Raw genomic sequence first — 18,170 nt, 5'->3', positions numbered from 1 at the left:
GTGCGGATCATGAGGACTGTCGGCGCATACGAACTGGATGACGACCCGGCTCGGGTGGACCTCGACGTGGTGTGGAAGTGCCTGTCCACCGACGTTTACTGGGGCAAGTGGCGAGACCGCGAGATGATCGAGAAGGTCTTCAAGAACGCTTGGCGCGTCGTAGGCGCGTACGAGGCTTCGAGCGGCCGTCTGGTCGGCTTCGCGCGGGCGTTCTCGGACACCATCGGCAGCGCGTACCTCGCGGACGTCTTCGTCCTCGACGAGGCGCGCGGCAAGGGGCTCGGCAAGGAACTGGTCCGGGAGATGATCGACAACGGGCCGGGCGCGGAGTTCCGGTGGATGCTGCACACCGCCGACGCGCACGAGCTGTACCGGCCGTTCGGCTTCGCGGAGCCCTCGAACGGCCAGTACATGGAGCGGACGCGGGCGAACGGTCAGGCCTAGGGATTGAGCTGGTTTGTCGGTGTCGGTGTCATGTCCGCTCGCCGGCGTGCTGGCTTCGAAGGTTGCGAAAGCCACTTTCGCAACCTTCAACGTTGCGAAAGTGGCTTTCGCAACGTCGCCCCTCGCCAGGCCGCCCCGGCCTGAGCCTCCTGGAGTCCGTGAAGGCCTCCTTCCCTACCTTGAGCGTAGGGAAGGAGGCCTTCACGGAAAGCCGTCTCAGCCCTTGTTCTCGTGCAGGGCGGTCAGCGACGCCCGGCCGATCGCGTGGCTGAAGAGGTTGAAGCCCAGCAGCGCGGGCGTAGCGTCTTCGCCGACGTCCAGCTTTTCGACGTCGACAGCGTGCACCGCGAAGATGTACCGATGCGGCCCGTGTCCGGGCGGCGGGGCGGCGCCGAGGAACTGCTTCACGCCGCCGTCTCCCTTCAGGGTCACAGCGCCCGCCGGCAGACCGGAGCCCGCTTCGTCGCCCGCGTTCGCCGCCAGCGCGGTCACCGACGCGGGGATGTCGAACACCGCCCAGTGCCAGAACCCGCTCGCCGTCGGGGCGTCAGGGTCGTAGCAGGTCACGGCGAAGCTCTTGGTCCCCTCGGGAAAGCCCTCCCAGGACAGCTGCGGGGAACGGTCTTCGCCGCCCGCGCCGAAGATCCCGGAAAGCTGGGGTGTCGGCAGGAAGCCGCCTTCTTCGATGTCGATGCTGCTCAAGGTGAAGGCAGGCAGATCGGGCAGGAAGTCGTACGGATCGGGTGCCTGCGGCATGCGTCCTCCTGGTCGTGGAACAGATGACGGAGCCAGGTTATGACCCCGAGGACCCCGGTGCGGGATCAGGGACGAATCCGGGGGTTACCCCTATGTCCAACCCGCCGCGCTGCCCTTAGCGTCGAGCTACACGAAAACCTGCTCTGGAGGGACTCAAGACCATGGCGCGCCCACTCCTCGCACTCGGAGGCATCGCGTTGATCGGCGTCGGTGTGCTCACCGGTCTCGGCTGGTGGTGGCCGTCCGACGCGGAGGCGACCAGCGAGCTCACCCAGCCGATCAAGAGCGTCCGTGTCCAAAACGACGACGGCGCCGTCAAGATCCGCACGGGCAGCGGCCCGGTGAAGGTCCACCAGGCGTTCGAGTACCGCTGGAACAAGCCGGGCGACGCGTACCGCGTGGAAGGGGACACCCTGGTCCTCGCCGGGTGTGGCAACAACTGCGAAGTCGACTACGACGTCATCGTCCCGGCGGGGATCCCGGTCTCGGGCAAGGTCGACTCCGGCGCGGTGGAGATCGCCGGTGTGTCCACTGTGGACATCACGGTCGACTCCGGCCGGGTCGACGTGAACGACGTGCCGGGCACGGTGAAGGTCAAGGCCGACTCCGGCCGTGTCGAACTGCAGAACATCGGGCAGGACGTCGACGTCTACGCGGGTTCCGGCGCCATCAACGGCGAGCGGCTCGGTGGGAACGTCCAGGCGCGGGCCGACAGCGGGCGCATCGACCTCGAGCTGGTCAAGGCCGCGAACGTCACGGCCAAGACCGACAGCGGTTCGATCGAGGTCTCCGTGCCCTCCGGCGACTACAACGTCACCGGCACCACCGACAGCGGCCGCCGCGACATCGACGTCAACCAGTCGGGTTCGGCCCAGTACAAGCTCGATCTCACCACTGACAGCGGAAGCGTCAAGGTCAAAGCGGCCTGACGGACTTTATCGGGGGAAACACTTTCTCATGGGCACCATCGAAAAGCGCGTCCTCGGCGCGCTCGCTCTCGGCGCGCTGACGGCCTTCGGGATCGTCGGCTGCACGACCGAAAGCCGCCAGACGCTGAGCGACGGCACACCCGTCACCGAGCAGATCACCGCGATCCGGGTCGACGTCCCGGTCGGCGGGGTCACGCTCCGCGTCGAGGACGGCGCGCCGGTCTCGCTGCGCCGCCAAGTGACTTACACCGGAAAGAATCCCGGCAAGACGCACAGCGTCGAGAACGGCACGCTGGTCCTCGGCGGCTGCAGCCAGTGCGGCGTGGACTACGAGGTCGTGGTTCCGCGTGAGCTGGCGATCACCGGCGGCATCGGCACCGGCAAGATCTCCCTCGCCCGCGTGGCCTCGGTCGACCTGCGCGGTGAAGTCGGCGACCTGAGGGTCGAGAACTCGTCGGGCCCGGTGCGACTGACCACCGGCACCGGCGACATCGAGGTCGGGCTCGCGAAGCCCGGTGCCGTGACCGCGAACGCGGAGGTCGGCAAGGTCACCGTCGTCGTCCCGGACGGCTCGTACCAGGTCCGCGCGAAGTCGGAGATCGGCACGGTCGACACCGCCGGTGTGCGCCAGGACGCGGCTTCGGCGAACGTCCTGGACCTCAAGTCCGGCACCGGCTCGATCACGGTGAAGCCCGCATGAAGGTGCTCGCGACGGTCGCCGCGCTGACCCTGCTGCCGCTTTCCGCGCTGCCCGCGTCGGCCGCGCCCCGGCTCGACTGGAAGCCGTGCGCGACCGAGTACGCGCCGACGCTGGAATGCGCGAACCTCCAGGTGAACGGGACGATCTCGATCGCGCTGGCGAAACTGCCCGCGACCGATCCCGCGCGCCGCGTCGGCTCGCTGCTGACGAACCCCGGCGGTCCCGGCGGCTCGGGGGTCACCGTGCTCAAGTACGGCGGCCGCGGTTTCGCGCTGGACAAACCGGAAACGGCCGAACTGCGGCAGCGCTTCGACGTCATCGGGTTCGACCCGCGCGGCGTCGGCGACAGCAGGCCCGCGATCACCTGCGGGCCGGAGCTGCACGATCCCGCGATCGGCCTCTTCCCGCGAAGCCGCGAGGAGTACGACAAGCTCATCGCGCACAACCGTGCTTCGGGCAACGAGTGTCTCAAGCGGACCGGGCCCGAGTTGTCCTCTGTGGACACTTGGCACGCGGCGGACGACGTCGAGTCGATCCGGGTCGCCCTCGGCGAGCCGAAGGTGAACTGGCTCGGTGTCTCCTATGGTTCCGAACTCGGTGCCGTGTATGCGGAAAAGTATCCGGCGCGCGTCCGCGTGATGGTGCTCGACGGCGCCATCGACCATTCGCGCCCGACGCGGCTGGCCGTCCTCGACGAGGCCATCGCGACCGAAGGCGCGCTCAAGGACTTCGCGAAGTGGTGCACGACGTCGGCGGATTGCGCGCTTCGCGGCAAGGACGTCCTCGCCACCTACGACAAGCTCATGGCGACACCGGGCGGTGTCCCGTCGAAGGAACTCGGCCGGAACGTGACCGCCGAGGAAATGGCGTCCGGTGTCTACGGCTCGCTCATCCTTCCCGCCTTCTGGCCGGAACTGGCGAAGGGGATCGCCACCGCGACGACGGGGAACGCGGACGGACTGCTGCCCTATTCGCAGCTGGACCCGTCCTACGGCGCGTACCGGGCGATCGGCTGCCACGACTTCGGCCCGGCCCACACGTCGTACGCCGACATGCGGCTGATGCAGGGCCTGGTGAAGACGGTCGCCCCGCACAGCTGGCGGTATTCGGAGTTCTGGGACATCACGAGCGGGTGCGCCGGCTGGCCGGTCGCCCCGGCGTACCTCCCACGGCCGCAGAAAATACGGGGCGCGGCGCCGATCCTCGTGGTCGGCGGCGAACACGATCCGGCGACGCCACTCGTCTGGGCGAAGGGGCTCGCGCGGAACATCGAGAACTCGACGTTGCTGGTCGACGCCGGGTACGGGCACACGGGGCTGCTCAACTCGGCCTGCGTGCGCACCGAAGAGGTGAAGTACCTGGTGAGCGGGCTCACACCCGCTCCGGGCACGGTCTGCCGGTAGCACGGGAACAAGACGCCCGTGTCGCACGTTGAGCCGGGTACAAGGTTGAGTGCGGTCGACTCAAGTCCGGCTTGACGGAGACGCATCATCCCGATAGAACTTGCGTGGCACCCACTCAAGGTGGGGGCGAACGTGCAGGTCAAGAACTAGCAGGAGGATCACACCATGGCGCGAGCGGTCGGCATCGACCTCGGCACGACCAACTCGGTCGTCGCTGTCCTTGAGGGCGGCGAGCCGACGGTCATCGCCAACTCGGAAGGTTCACGCACCACCCCCTCGATCGTCGCCTTCGCCAAGAACGGTGAAGTGCTGACCGGTCAGCCGGCGAAGAACCAGGCGGTGACGAACGTCGACCGGACCATCCGGTCGGTCAAGCGGCACGTCGGTACCGACTGGAAGACCGAGATCGACGGCAAGGCCTACACCTCGCAGGAGATCAGCGCCCGTGTGCTGATGAAGCTCAAGCGCGACGCCGAGGCGTACCTGGGCGAGACCATCACCGACGCGGTCATCACCGTCCCCGCCTACTTCGAGGACGCGCAGCGGCAGGCCACCAAGGAGGCCGGGCAGATCGCCGGCCTGAACGTGCTCCGCATCGTCAACGAGCCCACCGCGGCCGCGCTGGCGTACGGCCTCGACAAGGGCGAGAAGGAACAGACCATCCTGGTCTTCGACCTCGGTGGCGGCACGTTCGACGTCTCGCTGCTGGAGATCGGCGAGGGCGTCGTCGAGGTCCGCGCGACCTCCGGTGACAACCACCTCGGCGGTGACGACTGGGACGAGCGCATCGTCACCTGGCTGGTCGACAAGTTCAAGGCCTCCAGCGGCATCGACCTCACCAAGGACAAGATGGCGCTGCAGCGCATCCGTGAGGCGGCCGAGAAGGCGAAGATCGAGCTGTCCAGCTCGAACTCCGCGGGCATCAACCTGCCGTACATCACCGTCGACTCGGACAAGAACCCGCTGTTCCTCGACGAGCAGCTCTCCCGCGCCGAGTTCCAGAAGATCACCTCGGACCTGCTCGAGCGCACCCGCAAGCCGTTCAACAACGTCATCCGTGACGCCGGTGTCGCCGTCGGCGACATCGACCACGTCGTGCTCGTGGGTGGTTCCACCCGCATGCCCGCCGTGTCGGACCTGGTCAAGGAGCTGACCGGCGGCCGCGAGCCGAACAAGGGCGTGAACCCGGACGAGGTCGTCGCCGTCGGCGCCGCGCTGCAGGCCGGTGTGCTCAAGGGCGAGGTCAAGGACGTCCTGCTGCTCGACGTGACCCCGCTTTCGCTGGGCATCGAGACCAAGGGCGGCGTGTTCACCAAGCTCATCGAGCGCAACACCACGATCCCGACCAAGCGTTCGGAGATCTTCTCCACCGCGGACGACAACCAGCCGTCGGTGCAGATCCAGGTGTTCCAGGGTGAGCGCGAGATCGCGGCGCACAACAAGAAGCTCGGCATGTTCGAGCTGACCGGTCTCCCGCCCGCCCCGCGTGGCGTGCCGCAGATCGAGGTCACCTTCGACATCGACGCCAACGGCATCGTGCACGTCCTCGCGAAGGACCTCGGCACGAACAAGGAGCAGTCGATGACGATCACCGGTGGCTCCGCGCTGCCGAAGGACGACATCGAGCGCATGGTCAAGGACGCCGAGGCGCACGCCGAGGAGGACAAGCAGCGCCGCGAGGAGGCGGAGACCCGCAACCAGGCGGAGACGCTGGTCTACCAGACCGAGAAGTTCGTCAAGGACAACGAGGACAAGCTGCCCGAGGAGCTCAAGGGCAAGGTGAAGTCCGCGATCGACGAGGCCAACGAGGCGCTCAAGGGCACCGACTCGGCGAAGATCCGCGAGTCCATCGAGAAGCTGAACACCGCTTCGCAGGAGCTGGGCACCGCGCTCTACGCCAACGCCACCCCCGGTGCCGAAGGTGCCGCCGGTGAAGGCGCTGCCGGTGCGGCCGGTGCGGGCGCCGGTTCCCAGGCCAAGGCGGACGACGTGGTCGACGCCGAGATCGTCGAAGAGGACGAGAAGGACAAGAAGTGACGGGACGCTACGACGAATCCGAGGGCCGTGGCCCGGAGGAGCCGGTGGTCGTGCGGGACCGTAGGCGGATCGATCCGCTGACCGGTGAGGTCCGTCCGGCCACCCCGGCCGCCGAGCCCCAGGACGGCCCGAAGCACGCCGCCCCGGCCGAAGAACCCGCTTTGCCGACGGAGCCGGCGCCCGCGACCCACGCGGGCCCCGGCCTCGGGGACTCCATCGTGGACGATTCGGTGTCGGTGGCCACCGGCCTGGAGAAGGAGCTGGCGGAACGCACCGCCGACCTCCAGCGTCTCCAGGCGGAGTACGCCAACTACCGCAAGCGCGTGGACCGTGACCGTGAACAGGTCGTCACCGGCGCCAAGGCGACGGTCGTCGCCGACCTGCTCCCGCTGCTCGACGACCTCGAGCGCGCGGAGCAGCACGGCGATCTGACGGGTGCGTTCAAGGCGGTCGGCGAGAAGCTGGTCGGGAGCCTGCAGCGATCGGGGCTCGAGCCGTTCGGCGCCGAGGGCGAGGAGTTCGACCCCAGCGTCCACGAGGCCGTCCAGCACAGCACCTCGCCGGACGTCGCCGGACCGACGGTCACCACGGTCATGCGCCGCGGTTACCGCTTCGGCGAGCGTGTGCTGCGCGCGGCGCTGGTCGGGGTCACCGATCACGAGCCGGGCGCCGCTCCCGCGCCGGCGGCGCAGGACGCCCCGGTGGACCCGCCCGTCGGCGGCGAGCTGCCGCTCGAGGGCGAACTTTTCGATGAGAACAACCGCTGATCGGCGATACGGCGTGAAAGGAGGAGACGTTCGGTGAGTGCACGGGAATGGATCGGTAAGGACTTCTACCGTGAGCTGGGCGTCTCCTCCGACGCCACCGCGGACGAGATCAAGAAGGCCTATCGCAAACTGGCCAAGGAGAACCACCCCGACGCCAACGCGGGCAACGCGGAGGCCGAGAAGAAGTTCAAGGCGGTTTCCGAGGCGTACGGCGTTCTTTCCGACACGTCCAAGCGCAAGGAGTACGACGAGGCTCGCCGCCTCTTCGGCTCCGGCGGTCCGGGTGGCTTCGGCTTCCCCGGCGGCGGTGGCGGAAGCGGCGGCTTCGACGTCGGCGACATCTTCGGCCAGGCGGGCCAGCAGCAGGGCGGCTTCGGCGGTCTCGGCGACATCCTCGGTGGTCTTTTCGGCCGCCGCGGCGCCGCGGCCGGTGCCACGGCCAACCGGCCGCAGCGCGGCGCGGACGTGGAGACCGACGTCCGGATCGACTTCACCGAGGCGGTCAAGGGCGCGACCCTGCCGCTGCGGCTGTCGAGCCCGGCGACCTGTTCCACCTGCGGCGGGAACGGCGCGAAACCGGGGACTTCCCCGAGGACGTGTTCGACCTGTCAGGGCAGCGGGCTGGTCAGCCGGAGCCAGGGCGCGTTCGCGTTCTCCGAGCCGTGCCGCGACTGCCGCGGCCGCGGCACGATCATCGACGACCCCTGCCCGGAATGCGCGGGCGAGGGCGTCAGCACCCGCACCCGCACGCTGACCGTGCGGATCCCGCCGGGCGTCGCCGACGACCAGCGGATCCGGCTGGCGGGCCAGGGCGAACCGGGCAAGGGTGGCGCGCAGCCGGGCGATCTGTACGTCCGCGTGCACGTCGCGCCGCACGCGGTGTTCGGGCGCCAGGACCTCGACCTGACGATCACCGTGCCGGTGTCCTTCGCGGAACTGGCCCTCGGCGGCACGATCACCGTGCCGACGCTGGAGGGCAAGGTCTCGCTGAAGGTGCCGCAGGGTACGGCGAGCGGTCGCGTGCTTCGCGTGCGCGGCAAGGGAATCGCGAAGCGGGACGGCTCGCAGGGCGACCTGCTGGTCACCCTGCAGGCGGCCATTCCGGCCAAGTTGGACGACAAGGCCCGTGAAGCGCTGGAGGCCTACGCGGAGGCCATGTCCGAGCACGACCCACGACCGGAGATCACCGAACTTCTCGAAGGCAGGTGAGCACGATGTTCGGCGCGCTGCCGCACGGTGCGGACGAGGACACCCCGGTGTTCGTCATTTCGGTGGCGGCGCAGCTGTCCGGCCTGCACGCGCAGACCCTGCGGTCCTACGACCGCCAGGGTCTCGTGTCGCCGGGCCGGACCTCCGGTGGTGGCCGCCGGTACTCCATGCGGGACATCGCGTTGCTCCGCGAGGTGCAGCGACTGTCCCAAGAGGACGGTGTCAACCTCGCGGGCATCAAGCGGATCATCGAGCTGGAGAACCAGGTCGACGCCCTCCGGGCGCGGATCGCCGAACTGACCGAAGAGCTCACGGCGGCGTATGTCACCGCCGAGCAGACGGCCGCGGCCGTGCACGCCTCCTACCGCAAGGACCTCGTCACGCTGCGGCAGCAGACGGCACTGGTGGTCTGGAAACCCAAGAAACGGTCGTGAGTGGCAAGTCGCGTTATCGAGGGGCAAGGCGCGAACGGGTCGAGCTCGGCTGCTCGTGCCTCTTCGGGCTTCGGGGTGTCGTGAAAGCCACTTTCGGGATATCAGATGTCGCGAAAGTGGCTTTCGCGACACCCGGCCCAGCGCGACAGGTGAGAGCCGCTGGGAGCTGATGTCGTGAAAGCCACTTTCGCAACGTTGAAGGTTGTGAAAGTGGCTTTCACAACGCTTCCGGCGAGGCCACCAGGCGTTGACTGGCCGTCCGACAGGACAGCTTCGCCTACCCCTCGATAGTCCTCTGATCGCCCGGACGCCGGGGCGATCAGAGGACTGATTGCGCTATTGGCCGGGGACCAGGGCCCGGATCTGCTGGACCTCGCCGGTCCGTGAGTCCATGATCCGCTGGGCCAGCGCCTTCGAGCCTGGGTTCTTGCCGTCCTTCAGTTCGGTCCTCGCCAACGCGACCCCGTTGTGCTGGTGCGCGACGAAGATGTCGGCGACGTCCAGGGTGAACTCCGAACCATCCTTTTTGGACAGTGCGGCGAGCAGGCCCTTGTCGGTGAGCCCGTCGCCACCGTGATGGTGGTGCGCGTTCGGGTCCATCGAGCCCGTCTCGGGTTTGCCCCAGTTCTTCAGCCAGTTCCGCATGTCGGTGCTCTCGGTCTGCTGCGTCGCCTCGATGGCGGCCGCGAGATCCTTGAGCTCCTGCTTCTGCGCCTGCTTGGTCTTCACCAGTTTGACGATCTCCACGCCCTGGTCGTTGTGGGCGAGCATCATCTGCAGGAACATCACGTCGGCGTCGTTGTACTCGGCGGACGCCGGTGCGCCCGAGGCGGGGACCGGGGAGAGCGGGGCACCGGCGGTGGTGGGTGAGCCATCACCGGCACCGCAGCCCGCGAGGGCCACGAGACCGGCGACGAGAACGAGGGCCAGCTTCACTGGCGTGTCCACAGTGCGGGGGTGTTCGGCGGTTCCCAGCCCTGGATCGCCGTATGCGCCAGCTGGCAGCGGTAGGTCGCGCCGTCGTAGGTCACCGTGCTGCCGACCGTGTAGGCCGTCCCGGCGGCCCAGGTGCCACCGGTGGGCGGGTTGGTGGTGCTGCTCGGCGGATTCGACGTCGACGGCGGGTTGCTGGTGGTCGGCGGATTGCTGGTGGGCGGGTTGCCACCGCCGATCTGCAGGTCGATGCAGCTGTAGAAGGCCATCGGAGTGTCCGCGATGTTCCAGATGGCGAGGACCTTCTGCCGTCCGCTGAAGCCGTTCAGGCTGACCGTGTGGGACGTCGGGTCCTTCGGCGCGGAGTTGTTCCCGCTGATGTCGGCGATCTTGGTGCCGCCGATGTAGTACTCGTAGTTCGTGGTCCGGTGGTAGGCGGTGAACTTCCAGTTGAAGGTCACGCTGTTGCCGACCGAGGCGGCTGGCCAGGACTTCGACTCGTCGTTGAGCTCGGCGAATCCCGGAAGACCGCCGTTGCAGCTGCGGAGCCCCTTGGGGCCTTCGACGCTCTGCGGTTCATAGACGATGGCACCGCAGCCGGAAACCTTGCCTTGGGCGCAGTTGGCCTGGCGGCTGGGCGGGGACAGCACGTAGCCGTGGGCGCTGGCCACCTGGGGGATGGCCACGACGGCGATCGGGGCGAGGATCGCACCGGCGGCGGCTGCCACGAGCTTGCGTTTGACGGTCATGCCGGCTCCTGGGGATGGAACGACGGTGTTCCCGTTGAGGGGGAGCAATGTGGTCTAGACCATAAATCCGCCGGTGACCGCGGTCAATGATTCGCAGACCTACTACTGCGTCGAGCCCAGGTAGAACAGCCGAACGGCCTAATACGAACGAAGCATCGGCTCAGTCCAGGGTGAAGGGGTCGTACTTGATCCTGGCCAGATCCGTTCCGGCGGCGAGCAGTTTCGCGATCGTCGCGCGGATCATCGACGGCGACCCGGCGACATACACGTCACGCTCCTTCCAGGCGCCGCGCTGCGTGACCGCCGTGGCCAGCGTGCCGCGGTCGCCGCCTGCGATGGTGCCTTCCTCGGTCACCGGGGTCACCGTCAGCCAAGGGCAGGTGACGGCCAGCCCGCGGAGCTCGTCGAGGGCGTAGAGGTCTTCCGGCCGCCGCCCGCCGAAGAACAGGTGCACCGGCGGGTTGTGCTGCCAGCGCGACATCTCGTCGAGCAGGGCGAGCATCGGCGCGACCCCGGTGCCGCCACCGATCATCAGCAGCGGGCGGCTTTCGGTTTGGTGCACCGAAAGCGCGCCGAGCGACGGGCCGAGGCGCCAGGTGTCGCCGAACCGGGTGTGGTGGGCGATCGAACGCGACACCCAGCCGCCGCGCACGGCGTGCACGTGGAACTCCAGCAACCCGTCGTCGTGCGGCGCGGTGGCGGGCGACAGGTACCGCCACATCCTCGGCCGCTGCGGGACTTCCACGCTGACGTAGCCGCCGGCCCGGTACGGGAGCGGCTGGTCGGTGCGCACCTTGACGATGGCGACATCGCGGGACACGAGACGGTGCTCGACGACGGTCGCCTTCCACCACGCGGGCCCGGCCTCCTTGTTCGCGGCCTCGCGCATGCTCTTCGAAATGACGCCGTACGCGGTGACCCAGGCGTCTTCGACTTCGGGTGTCCAGTCGTCTTTCAAGAACCTTTTCAACGTGGCGATCAGTGCGACGCCGACCGCGTCGTAATGCCTGCCGAGCACGTCGAACTTCCGGTGATCCCGGCCGAGCTGACTGAGGAAGGTGGTCAGTTCTTCCGGTCGGTCCACCATCTGCACGACGTAGACGAGCGCGCGTAGTAAACGATTTCGTTGGGTGGCCATGTTGATCGGGAACAGCGCCCTGGTGTCCGGCGAAACGGAGAAAAGCGCCCCGTAGAAGTACTGGGACAACTCGTCGGCCTTCGTTTCGACGGCGGCGAAACTCGTCCGGACGAGCTTGGCCATCTGGACGCTCTTGTCAACGGTCGGGGTTTCGATCAAGGGCGGAACGGGAACCGGTCCGGTGGTGGGAGTCCGTGGTGGTGAAGATCTGGACGAACTCGGTGGATGCTCGTACTTCACTGTTTCGGCAGTCATGGCTGAACGATGTTCTCCAGTTGTATCGGGCATATTCTCCAGACCCGATGTAGTGATGGCGATCGTGTTCCCCCGAGGGTTCCTGACTGTATGCCCGAACGTCGGGAAAGGATCCGGTAAAAGATGTTTCCCGCTCGAACGGACCAAACGATATACGCGCCGTCAACCCCGTCTGGCACTAAGTAAGGGCGCTCAAGCAGCAGGGATTTCCCTTGCTTCACCAGTGTTTTTCGCCAGTTTTCGGCAAGTCCTGATCCGCCGATCGGGTGGCGTTTTTTCCGTGTTCGGCCGACTACGTAACAGTATGCGGTCTTATGCTGATCTCCATTGTGGAATCGCATTCGACGAACGCGTTTCCGGCAAAGCCGGTGATCTTTGAACGGAGTGGGAAATGCCTGCTAGTCGATGGTGAAGGGGTCGTACGCGATCTGGTCGAGCGCGCTGCCCGCGACCAGCATCCGGGACACCGTCGCCCGGATCATCGCGGGCGAACCGGCGACGAGGATCCGGTGGCCCGGCCAGGATCCTTGCTGTGTAACGGCTTCCGCGAGCGTGCCCTGGACGCAGCCGGGCGCTTCGTCACCGTGCTCGATCACCGGGGTCACGGTCAGCCACGGGTTCGTGGCCGCGAGGGCTCGCAATTCGTCGAGGTCGTAGAGGTCCTCACGCGACGGTCCACCGTAGAACAGCTGGACCTTCGGGTTCTCGCCCCACTGCGCGAGGTCGTCCAGAATGGCGCGCAACGGCGCGACGCCGGTGCCGCCCGCGATCATCAGCACGCCGCGGTCGTCGGCCCGGTCGACCGCGAGCCTGCCGAGCGGCGGGCCCAGCCGCCAGACGTCGCCGGGTTGCGTATGACTCACGATGGCGCGGGACACCCAGCCGCCGTCGACGGCGCGCACGTGGAACTCGATGCCGCCGTCCTCGCGCGGAGCGTTCGCCGGGGACAGATAACGCCAGAGCCTCGGCCGCTGCGGGACTTCGACGCTCATGTACTGGCCGGGCTGATACGGCACCGCGAACTCGGGCTGGACCCGGACCAGGGCGAGATCCCAGGTGAGCCGCCGGTGTTCGAGTACGGTGGCCGACCACGACGCCGGGTTGACGTCGGCCGCGGCGGCCTCCTGCATCGCGCGGGCGACGATGGTGAACGCCTCCGCCCACGCCCGTTCGACCTCCGGTGTCCAGTCCGGACCGAGGTGGTTCTTGAGCGAGGCGAGCAGCGCGGTGCCGACGGCCTCGTAATGCCGCGGGATCACGCCGAACTTGCGGTGGTCGCGGCCGAGCTGGGTCAGGAACGGCACGAGATCGTCCGGCCGGTCGACCATCTGCACGATGTGGACCAGTGCGCGCACCAGCCTGCCGCGCTGGACCTCCATGTTGATCGGGAAGAAGTCGCGGGTGGCGGGCGCGAGGGTGAACAGCATCCCGTAGAAGAACTGGGAGATCTCCGGGATGAAGGGCTCCGATTTCGCCCAGGTGTCACGGATGAGCCCCACCATCGCGGTGACCGCGGGAGGGGCTGCGCGTGGCGCCGACGACCGGGGTACCGGGCTGACCGCGTCGGCTGTCACGGGCTGGGAGTCGCTGATCGGAAAGCGCATACCGGAAGAGAGCTTCCCAGGTTCACGGACGTGTGACCACTGGAGAAGAATTCACGGACCATTCACCTCTCCGGTCAGTGGCTGTCGGCCGGTCGGCTGGTTCCGGCTCGCTCGCGAGACTAGCCGCCGAGAGCCCTTTTGCCCGCATCGTTGCTCCGGACGGGTGTACTCGAATCCGGCGGGCAGTGGGCGATCTCACGAGGTAAATAGTTGTCTTACGCAAGTGTCGCCGAATAAACTTGTACTATACAAGTAGCCGGGAGGAATCGATGAGCTCAGCAGACGACGCGAGGGTCGAGCTGATGCGTGAGCTGAAGGCAGCCTCCCAGCTGCAGCACGCCTGGATCATGCAGGCCTGGCAGGACGACCCCGGCCTGCATCCGGCCGCCGCGATGCTGCTGTCCGATCTGGCGAAGCACGGCGAGGCGCGGCCTTCGGAACTTGCCAAACGGCGCTTTGTGGACCTTTCGGTCGTGAGCCGTCAAATCTCCCAGCTGTCCGCGGCGGGAATGGTCGACCGCCGTCCCGCGCCCGAGGACGGCCGCGCGTCGATCATCAGCATCTCCGAGCGGGGACACGAGGAACTGGGGCGCAGGCGGACCGGTTATCTGGCGTTCATGGAGCGCGCGCTGGGTGACTGGGACGACGAGAAGGTCATCGAGCTGACCACACGCCTGGCGGAGATGAACGCCGATGTGCGCGCGGTCCTCGGCGGCCGCACCTGCCCCGTCTGAGGGGTTTTGTTGCTACCCGCCGGTCTTGACTGAACGGACCTTTCGTAGCGCTGTCACGCCGGTAGCGTCGAAGTCGTGCGGAGCAGGGTCGCGTTGCTGGTCGCGTTGGGAATCGACAACTTCGGCTCGGGACTCTTTCTCCCGCTGGGCCTCGTCTTCGTCATCCGTGTGGTGGGGCTGCCGCTCGCCCAGGCGGGGGTGGCGGTCACGCTCGGTGCGCTGGCCGGGTTGCTCGTCCCCGCGTTCGCCGGGCGGCTCGTCGACCTGATCGGACCGCGGACGGTGATGATCTGCGCCCACGTCCTGCAGGCCGCCGGAGCAAGCGCTTTCCTGTTGGCCGGTGGTTTCACCGGTGTCGTCGGTGCGTCGGTCATGCTCGCGGCCGGGCAACAGCTGTTCTACAGCTCGCAGTTCTCGCTCATCGCCGATGTCGCCGGCGAAGGGCCGAAGGACCGGCCGTTCGCCGAAGCCGCGATGGTCCGCTCCGCGGGCTTCGGACTGGGCGGGCTCGCGGCCGCCGGACTACTGGTGTGGGTCGGCCGCGATGGCCTGTACGTCGCCGTGATGGTCGACGTCGCCACCTTCGTCGTCGCCGCGGCCATCCTCTCGACGCTGGTCACGCCCACCCCTCGGCACCCGAGGCGGCTTTCGGGACCCGCGCGGGTCTGGCGGAACCGCCCGTATCTGGCGCTCATCGTGTTCAGCGGGCTCTTCGCGCTCACGATGGACTTCTTCCTCATCGGGATGCCGGTGTACGTCTTCAACGGCTTGCAGGGACCCCGGTGGCTGCCCGGCGCGATCATCGCGCTGCTCACCGTCGTCACCAGTCTGGGTGGTGTCGTCGGGCTGCGGCTCACCCGGAAGCTGACCCGGATCGCCGCGATGCGGGCGGGCTCGGCGTTGTTCGCGGTGTGGTGCCTGGCGTGCCTGCTGGCGGTGTTCGTGCCGAAGGTCTTCCAGCCGGTCTACCTGCTCGGCGCGACCCTCGTGCTGGCCGCGGGCGATCTCGCGTTCGGCCCGCGGTCCGGTGCGCTGGCCGAAGCCGCGGCGCCGCCGGAGGCGCGAGGCCGGTATCTGGCGGCCTTCCAATACGCGTTCACGCTCGCCGCGGTGATCGCTCCGGCCGTCGTCGCGCTGTTCTCCGTGGCAGTCTGGATCCCGTGGGTGCTCGTGGCCGCGTGCGCCTGCGCGGCCGTCGTCGGACTCGGCCGGGTGGGCCCGCGCCTGCCCGCGGAGGCCGTGTCGCCGACCGGAGGCAGATGAATTCAGGGTTGAGCGGAACAGACTCAACTTTCCTGACGTTGTACCTGTCGACAAGACTTCGCAGGACCTAGCACGAGGTGAGGGATGGACGCTTTCAACCCGACCACGAAGACCCAGCAGGCGATCTCGTCGGCGGCGCAGGCGGCCACGATGGCGGGCAATCCGCACGTGGCGGCCGCGCATCTGCTCGGCGCCCTGCTCGCGCAGGGTGAGGGGCTCACCGCGCCGCTGCTGACCGCGGTCGGGGCCGATCCGGCGCAGGTGCACAAGGAGCTGGAACCGCTGATCGCGGCGCTGCCGTCGGCGACCGGCGCCACCGTTTCGAGCCCGCAGTTCGACGCGAACGCGGTCAAGGCGCTGACGCACGCGCAGAAACTCGCGACCGAACTCGGCGACGAGTACGTCTCGACGGAACACCTCCTCGTCGGCCTCGCCACCGAGGGCGGCCCGGTGGCCGACCTGCTCAAACGGCACGGCGCCACCCCGGACGCGCTGCGCGAGGCGTTCGCCAAGGTGCGCGGCTCCGCGCGGATCACCAGCGCGGATCCGGAGAGCACGTTCAAGGCGCTGGAGAAGTACGGCGTCGACCTGACCGAACGTGCCCGCGCCGGTGAGCTGGACCCGGTGATCGGCCGCGACACCGAGATCCGCCGCGTGGTGCAGGTGCTCTCGCGCCGCACCAAGAACAACCCGGTGCTGATCGGCGAGCCCGGCGTCGGCAAGACGGCCATCGTCGAGGGGCTCGCGCAGCGGATCATCGCCGGTGACGTGCCGGAATCGCTGCGGGGCAAGCGCGTCGTGGCGCTGGACCTCGGCTCGATGGTCGCGGGCGCCAAGTTCCGCGGCGAGTTCGAAGAGCGGCTGAAGGCCGTGCTCAAGGAGATCACCGACTCCGCGGGCGAGGTCGTCACCTTCATCGACGAGCTGCACACCATCGTCGGCGCGGGCGCGACCGGCGAGGGCGCGATGGACGCGGGCAACATGATCAAGCCGATGCTCGCCCGCGGTGAGCTGCGGATGGTCGGCGCGACCACGCTCGACGAGTACCGCCAGCACATCGAGAAGGACGCCGCGCTGGAGCGGCGCTTCCAGCAGGTACTGGTCGGCGAACCGTCCACAGAGGACACCATCGGCATCCTGCGCGGGCTCAAGGAGCGGTACGAGGTGCACCACGGGGTGCGCATCACCGACGCCGCGCTGGTCGCCGCCGCGACGCTGTCCGACCGCTACATCACCGCCCGGTTCCTGCCGGACAAGGCGATCGACCTGGTCGACGAGGCCGCGTCGAAGCTCCGCATGGAGATCGACTCCCGGCCGGTCGAGATCGACGAGGTCGAGCGCGCCGTGCGGCGGATGGAGATCGAAGAGATGGCACTGTCCAAAGAGGACGATGCCGCCTCGAAGGAGCGGCTCGCCGTGCTGCGGTCGGAGCTGGCCGAGAAGCGGGAGACGCTGACGGCGTTGACAGCGCGCTGGCAGAACGAGAAGGGCTCGATCGAACGCGTCCGCGACCTCAAGGAGCAGCTCGAACAGCTGCGAGGCGAGTCCGAGCGCGCCGAACGCGACGGCGACCTCGGCAAGGCCGCCGAACTCCGCTACGGCCGGATTCCCGCGCTGGAGAAGGAGTTCGAGGCCGCGACGGCAGCCAGCGAGGTCAGCCAGCAGAACGTCATGCTCAAGGAAGAGGTCAGCGCGGACGACGTCGCCGACGTGGTCAGCGCGTGGACCGGCATCCCGGCCGGACGGCTGCTGGAGGGCGAGACGGGCAAGCTGCTCCGGATGGAGGAGGAACTCGGCAGGCGCGTCATCGGGCAGAAGGAGGCCGTGCAGGTCGTCTCGGACGCGGTGCGCCGCACCAGGGCAGGCGTCGCGGACCCCGACCGGCCGACCGGCTCGTTCCTGTTCCTCGGCCCGACCGGCGTCGGCAAGACCGAGCTGGCGAAGGCCCTCGCCGAGTTCCTGTTCGACGACGAGCGCGCGATGCTGCGGATCGACATGAGCGAGTACGCCGAGAAGCATTCGGTGGCGCGCCTGGTCGGGGCGCCGCCGGGCTACGTCGGCTACGACCAGGGCGGGCAGCTGACCGAGTCGGTGCGCAGGCGGCCGTACTCGGTGGTGCTGCTCGACGAGGTCGAGAAGGCGCACCCGGACGTGTTCGACGTGCTCCTGCAGGTGCTCGACGACGGGCGGCTCACCGACGGCCAGGGCCGGACGGTGGACTTCCGCAACACCATCCTGGTGCTGACCTCGAACCTCGGCTCGCAGGCCATCGCCGACCCGGCGCTCGACGAGCGCCAGCGCAACGACGCGGTGATGTCGGTGGTCCAGCGGCAGTTCAAACCGGAGTTCCTGAACCGGCTGGACGACATCGTGGTCTTCCACGCGCTCGGCACCGACGAGCTGACGTCCATTGTGGACATCCAGATCGAGCGGCTCGCCTCGCGGCTGTCGCGGCGCCGCCTGACGCTGGACGTCACCGCCGGGGCACGCGAGTGGCTCGCGCTGAACGGCTTCGACCCGATCTACGGCGCGCGTCCGCTGCGGCGGCTGGTGCAGTCGGCGATCGGCGACAAGCTGGCGAAGCAGCTGCTGGCCGGTGAGATCCGGGACGGCGACACGGTCCGGGTCGACATCCCGTCGCAGGAAGCGTCGGAAGCCCTGACGGTCACTCGGGTGGAGTGACGCCTCGTGAGCGGTAAGGACGGTTCTGACCGTCCTTACCGCTCACGAGTTCTTGGCGACACAGCGATTTGTCGACGTTTCACCGCGTCTTTCGTGAGCTTTCCAGGGCCCGGCACCGAAAGGGGCGCGCGAC

At 68.2% G+C, this 18,170-nt stretch carries 16 protein-coding genes; 11 read left to right on the top strand and 5 right to left on the bottom strand.

The genetic code is table 11. The annotated features are described in order from the left end of the window. The first annotated feature begins 9 nt into the window (after positions 1 to 9). On the top strand, positions 10 to 444 hold the full coding sequence (locus AMYAL_RS0116570; protein WP_026467147.1) for a GNAT family N-acetyltransferase: 435 nt from the start codon (positions 10 to 12) through the stop codon (positions 442 to 444). A gap of 216 nt (positions 445 to 660) precedes the next feature. On the opposite strand, the gene AMYAL_RS0116565 is transcribed toward AMYAL_RS0116570, so the two are convergent. Next, the gene (locus AMYAL_RS0116565) at positions 661 to 1,200 is read right to left on the bottom strand and encodes a YbhB/YbcL family Raf kinase inhibitor-like protein (RefSeq protein WP_020632422.1); all 540 of its coding nucleotides are present in this window, start codon (positions 1,198 to 1,200) and stop codon (positions 661 to 663) included. Between the two features lie 161 nt (positions 1,201 to 1,361). Between AMYAL_RS0116565 and AMYAL_RS0116560 the strand changes: the two genes are divergently transcribed. From AMYAL_RS0116560 to AMYAL_RS0116530, 7 genes are all read left to right on the top strand, one after another. Next, positions 1,362 to 2,129 (top strand): DUF4097 family beta strand repeat-containing protein, encoded by a 768-nt coding sequence (locus AMYAL_RS0116560; protein ID WP_020632421.1) that lies wholly within the window; start codon positions 1,362 to 1,364, stop codon positions 2,127 to 2,129. 28 nt (positions 2,130 to 2,157) lie between these two features. After that, positions 2,158 to 2,829 carry a DUF4097 family beta strand repeat-containing protein gene (locus tag AMYAL_RS0116555; protein ID WP_020632420.1) on the top strand — a complete coding sequence of 224 codons (672 nt, stop codon included), beginning with the start codon at positions 2,158 to 2,160 and terminating at the stop codon, positions 2,827 to 2,829. Further along, positions 2,826 to 4,232 carry an alpha/beta hydrolase gene (locus AMYAL_RS0116550; RefSeq protein ID WP_020632419.1) on the top strand — a complete coding sequence of 469 codons (1,407 nt, stop codon included), beginning with the start codon at positions 2,826 to 2,828 and terminating at the stop codon, positions 4,230 to 4,232. The genes AMYAL_RS0116555 and AMYAL_RS0116550 overlap by 4 nt, the downstream gene beginning before the upstream one ends. 165 nt (positions 4,233 to 4,397) lie before the next feature. Beyond that, positions 4,398 to 6,269, top strand: a complete 1,872-nt coding sequence (dnaK, locus tag AMYAL_RS0116545; protein WP_020632418.1) for a molecular chaperone DnaK — start codon at positions 4,398 to 4,400, stop codon at positions 6,267 to 6,269. Further along, complete coding sequence (gene grpE, locus AMYAL_RS0116540) at positions 6,266 to 7,036, top strand: nucleotide exchange factor GrpE (protein WP_020632417.1); 771 nt, start codon at positions 6,266 to 6,268, stop codon at positions 7,034 to 7,036. The genes dnaK and grpE overlap by 4 nt, the downstream gene beginning before the upstream one ends. 33 nt (positions 7,037 to 7,069) lie before the next feature. After that, a complete protein-coding gene (dnaJ, locus tag AMYAL_RS0116535; protein WP_020632416.1) occupies positions 7,070 to 8,245 on the top strand; it encodes a molecular chaperone DnaJ in 1,176 nt (391 codons plus the stop codon). A 5-nt stretch (positions 8,246 to 8,250) separates the two neighbouring features. Further along, positions 8,251 to 8,679 (top strand): heat shock protein transcriptional repressor HspR, encoded by a 429-nt coding sequence (locus AMYAL_RS0116530; protein WP_026467146.1) that lies wholly within the window; start codon positions 8,251 to 8,253, stop codon positions 8,677 to 8,679. A 336-nt stretch (positions 8,680 to 9,015) separates the two neighbouring features. On the opposite strand, the gene AMYAL_RS0116525 is transcribed toward AMYAL_RS0116530, so the two are convergent. The 4 genes from AMYAL_RS0116525 to AMYAL_RS0116510 all read right to left on the bottom strand — a co-directional run bounded on the left by AMYAL_RS0116525 (position 9,016) and on the right by AMYAL_RS0116510 (position 13,358). Next, positions 9,016 to 9,615, bottom strand: coding sequence for a DUF305 domain-containing protein (locus tag AMYAL_RS0116525; RefSeq protein ID WP_020632414.1), 600 nt, complete (start codon positions 9,613 to 9,615; stop codon positions 9,016 to 9,018). Next, a complete protein-coding gene (locus AMYAL_RS0116520; RefSeq protein ID WP_020632413.1) occupies positions 9,612 to 10,361 on the bottom strand; it encodes a lytic polysaccharide monooxygenase in 750 nt (249 codons plus the stop codon). Before AMYAL_RS0116520 ends, AMYAL_RS0116525 begins: the two co-directional genes overlap by 4 nt. A 160-nt stretch (positions 10,362 to 10,521) precedes the next feature. Further along, complete coding sequence (locus tag AMYAL_RS0116515; protein WP_020632412.1) at positions 10,522 to 11,622, bottom strand: globin domain-containing protein; 1,101 nt, start codon at positions 11,620 to 11,622, stop codon at positions 10,522 to 10,524. Between the two features lie 530 nt (positions 11,623 to 12,152). Continuing rightward, complete coding sequence (locus AMYAL_RS0116510; protein WP_020632411.1) at positions 12,153 to 13,358, bottom strand: globin domain-containing protein; 1,206 nt, start codon at positions 13,356 to 13,358, stop codon at positions 12,153 to 12,155. Positions 13,359 to 13,627: 269 nt separating this feature from the next. Here AMYAL_RS0116510 and AMYAL_RS0116505 point away from each other — a divergent pair, with 269 nt between their 5' ends. The 3 genes from AMYAL_RS0116505 to clpB all read left to right on the top strand — a co-directional run bounded on the left by AMYAL_RS0116505 (position 13,628) and on the right by clpB (position 18,037). Further along, positions 13,628 to 14,092 carry a MarR family winged helix-turn-helix transcriptional regulator gene (locus AMYAL_RS0116505; RefSeq protein ID WP_020632410.1) on the top strand — a complete coding sequence of 155 codons (465 nt, stop codon included), beginning with the start codon at positions 13,628 to 13,630 and terminating at the stop codon, positions 14,090 to 14,092. 75 nt (positions 14,093 to 14,167) lie between these two features. Further along, a complete protein-coding gene (locus tag AMYAL_RS0116500) occupies positions 14,168 to 15,355 on the top strand; it encodes an MFS transporter (RefSeq protein ID WP_020632409.1) in 1,188 nt (395 codons plus the stop codon). Positions 15,356 to 15,439: 84 nt separating this feature from the next. Then, complete coding sequence (gene clpB / locus AMYAL_RS0116495; RefSeq protein ID WP_020632408.1) at positions 15,440 to 18,037, top strand: ATP-dependent chaperone ClpB; 2,598 nt, start codon at positions 15,440 to 15,442, stop codon at positions 18,035 to 18,037. Positions 18,038 to 18,170 lie beyond the last annotated feature (133 nt).

It is taken from the genome of Amycolatopsis alba DSM 44262 (assembly GCF_000384215.1).
Classification (GTDB): Bacteria; Actinomycetota; Actinomycetes; order Mycobacteriales; family Pseudonocardiaceae; genus Amycolatopsis; species Amycolatopsis alba.
This window is presented reverse-complemented; position numbering and strand designations above follow the sequence as displayed.

Excerpts from the sequence above, each read along its gene's own strand:
- AMYAL_RS0116570 (WP_026467147.1), top strand. The coding sequence starts at position 10 with ATGAGGACTGTCGGCGCATACGAACTGGATGACGACCCGGCTCGGGTG.
- AMYAL_RS0116565 (WP_020632422.1), bottom strand. The coding sequence starts at position 1,200 with ATGCCGCAGGCACCCGATCCGTACGACTTCCTGCCCGATCTGCCTGCC.
- AMYAL_RS0116560 (WP_020632421.1), top strand. The coding sequence starts at position 1,362 with ATGGCGCGCCCACTCCTCGCACTCGGAGGCATCGCGTTGATCGGCGTC.
- AMYAL_RS0116555 (WP_020632420.1), top strand. The coding sequence starts at position 2,158 with ATGGGCACCATCGAAAAGCGCGTCCTCGGCGCGCTCGCTCTCGGCGCG.
- AMYAL_RS0116550 (WP_020632419.1), top strand. The coding sequence starts at position 2,826 with ATGAAGGTGCTCGCGACGGTCGCCGCGCTGACCCTGCTGCCGCTTTCC.
- dnaK (WP_020632418.1), top strand. The coding sequence starts at position 4,398 with ATGGCGCGAGCGGTCGGCATCGACCTCGGCACGACCAACTCGGTCGTC.
- AMYAL_RS0116530 (WP_026467146.1), top strand. The coding sequence starts at position 8,251 with ATGTTCGGCGCGCTGCCGCACGGTGCGGACGAGGACACCCCGGTGTTC.
- AMYAL_RS0116520 (WP_020632413.1), bottom strand. The coding sequence starts at position 10,361 with ATGACCGTCAAACGCAAGCTCGTGGCAGCCGCCGCCGGTGCGATCCTC.
- AMYAL_RS0116515 (WP_020632412.1), bottom strand. The coding sequence starts at position 11,622 with ATGGCCAAGCTCGTCCGGACGAGTTTCGCCGCCGTCGAAACGAAGGCC.
- AMYAL_RS0116510 (WP_020632411.1), bottom strand. The coding sequence starts at position 13,358 with ATGCGCTTTCCGATCAGCGACTCCCAGCCCGTGACAGCCGACGCGGTC.
- AMYAL_RS0116505 (WP_020632410.1), top strand. The coding sequence starts at position 13,628 with ATGAGCTCAGCAGACGACGCGAGGGTCGAGCTGATGCGTGAGCTGAAG.
- clpB (WP_020632408.1), top strand. The coding sequence starts at position 15,440 with ATGGACGCTTTCAACCCGACCACGAAGACCCAGCAGGCGATCTCGTCG.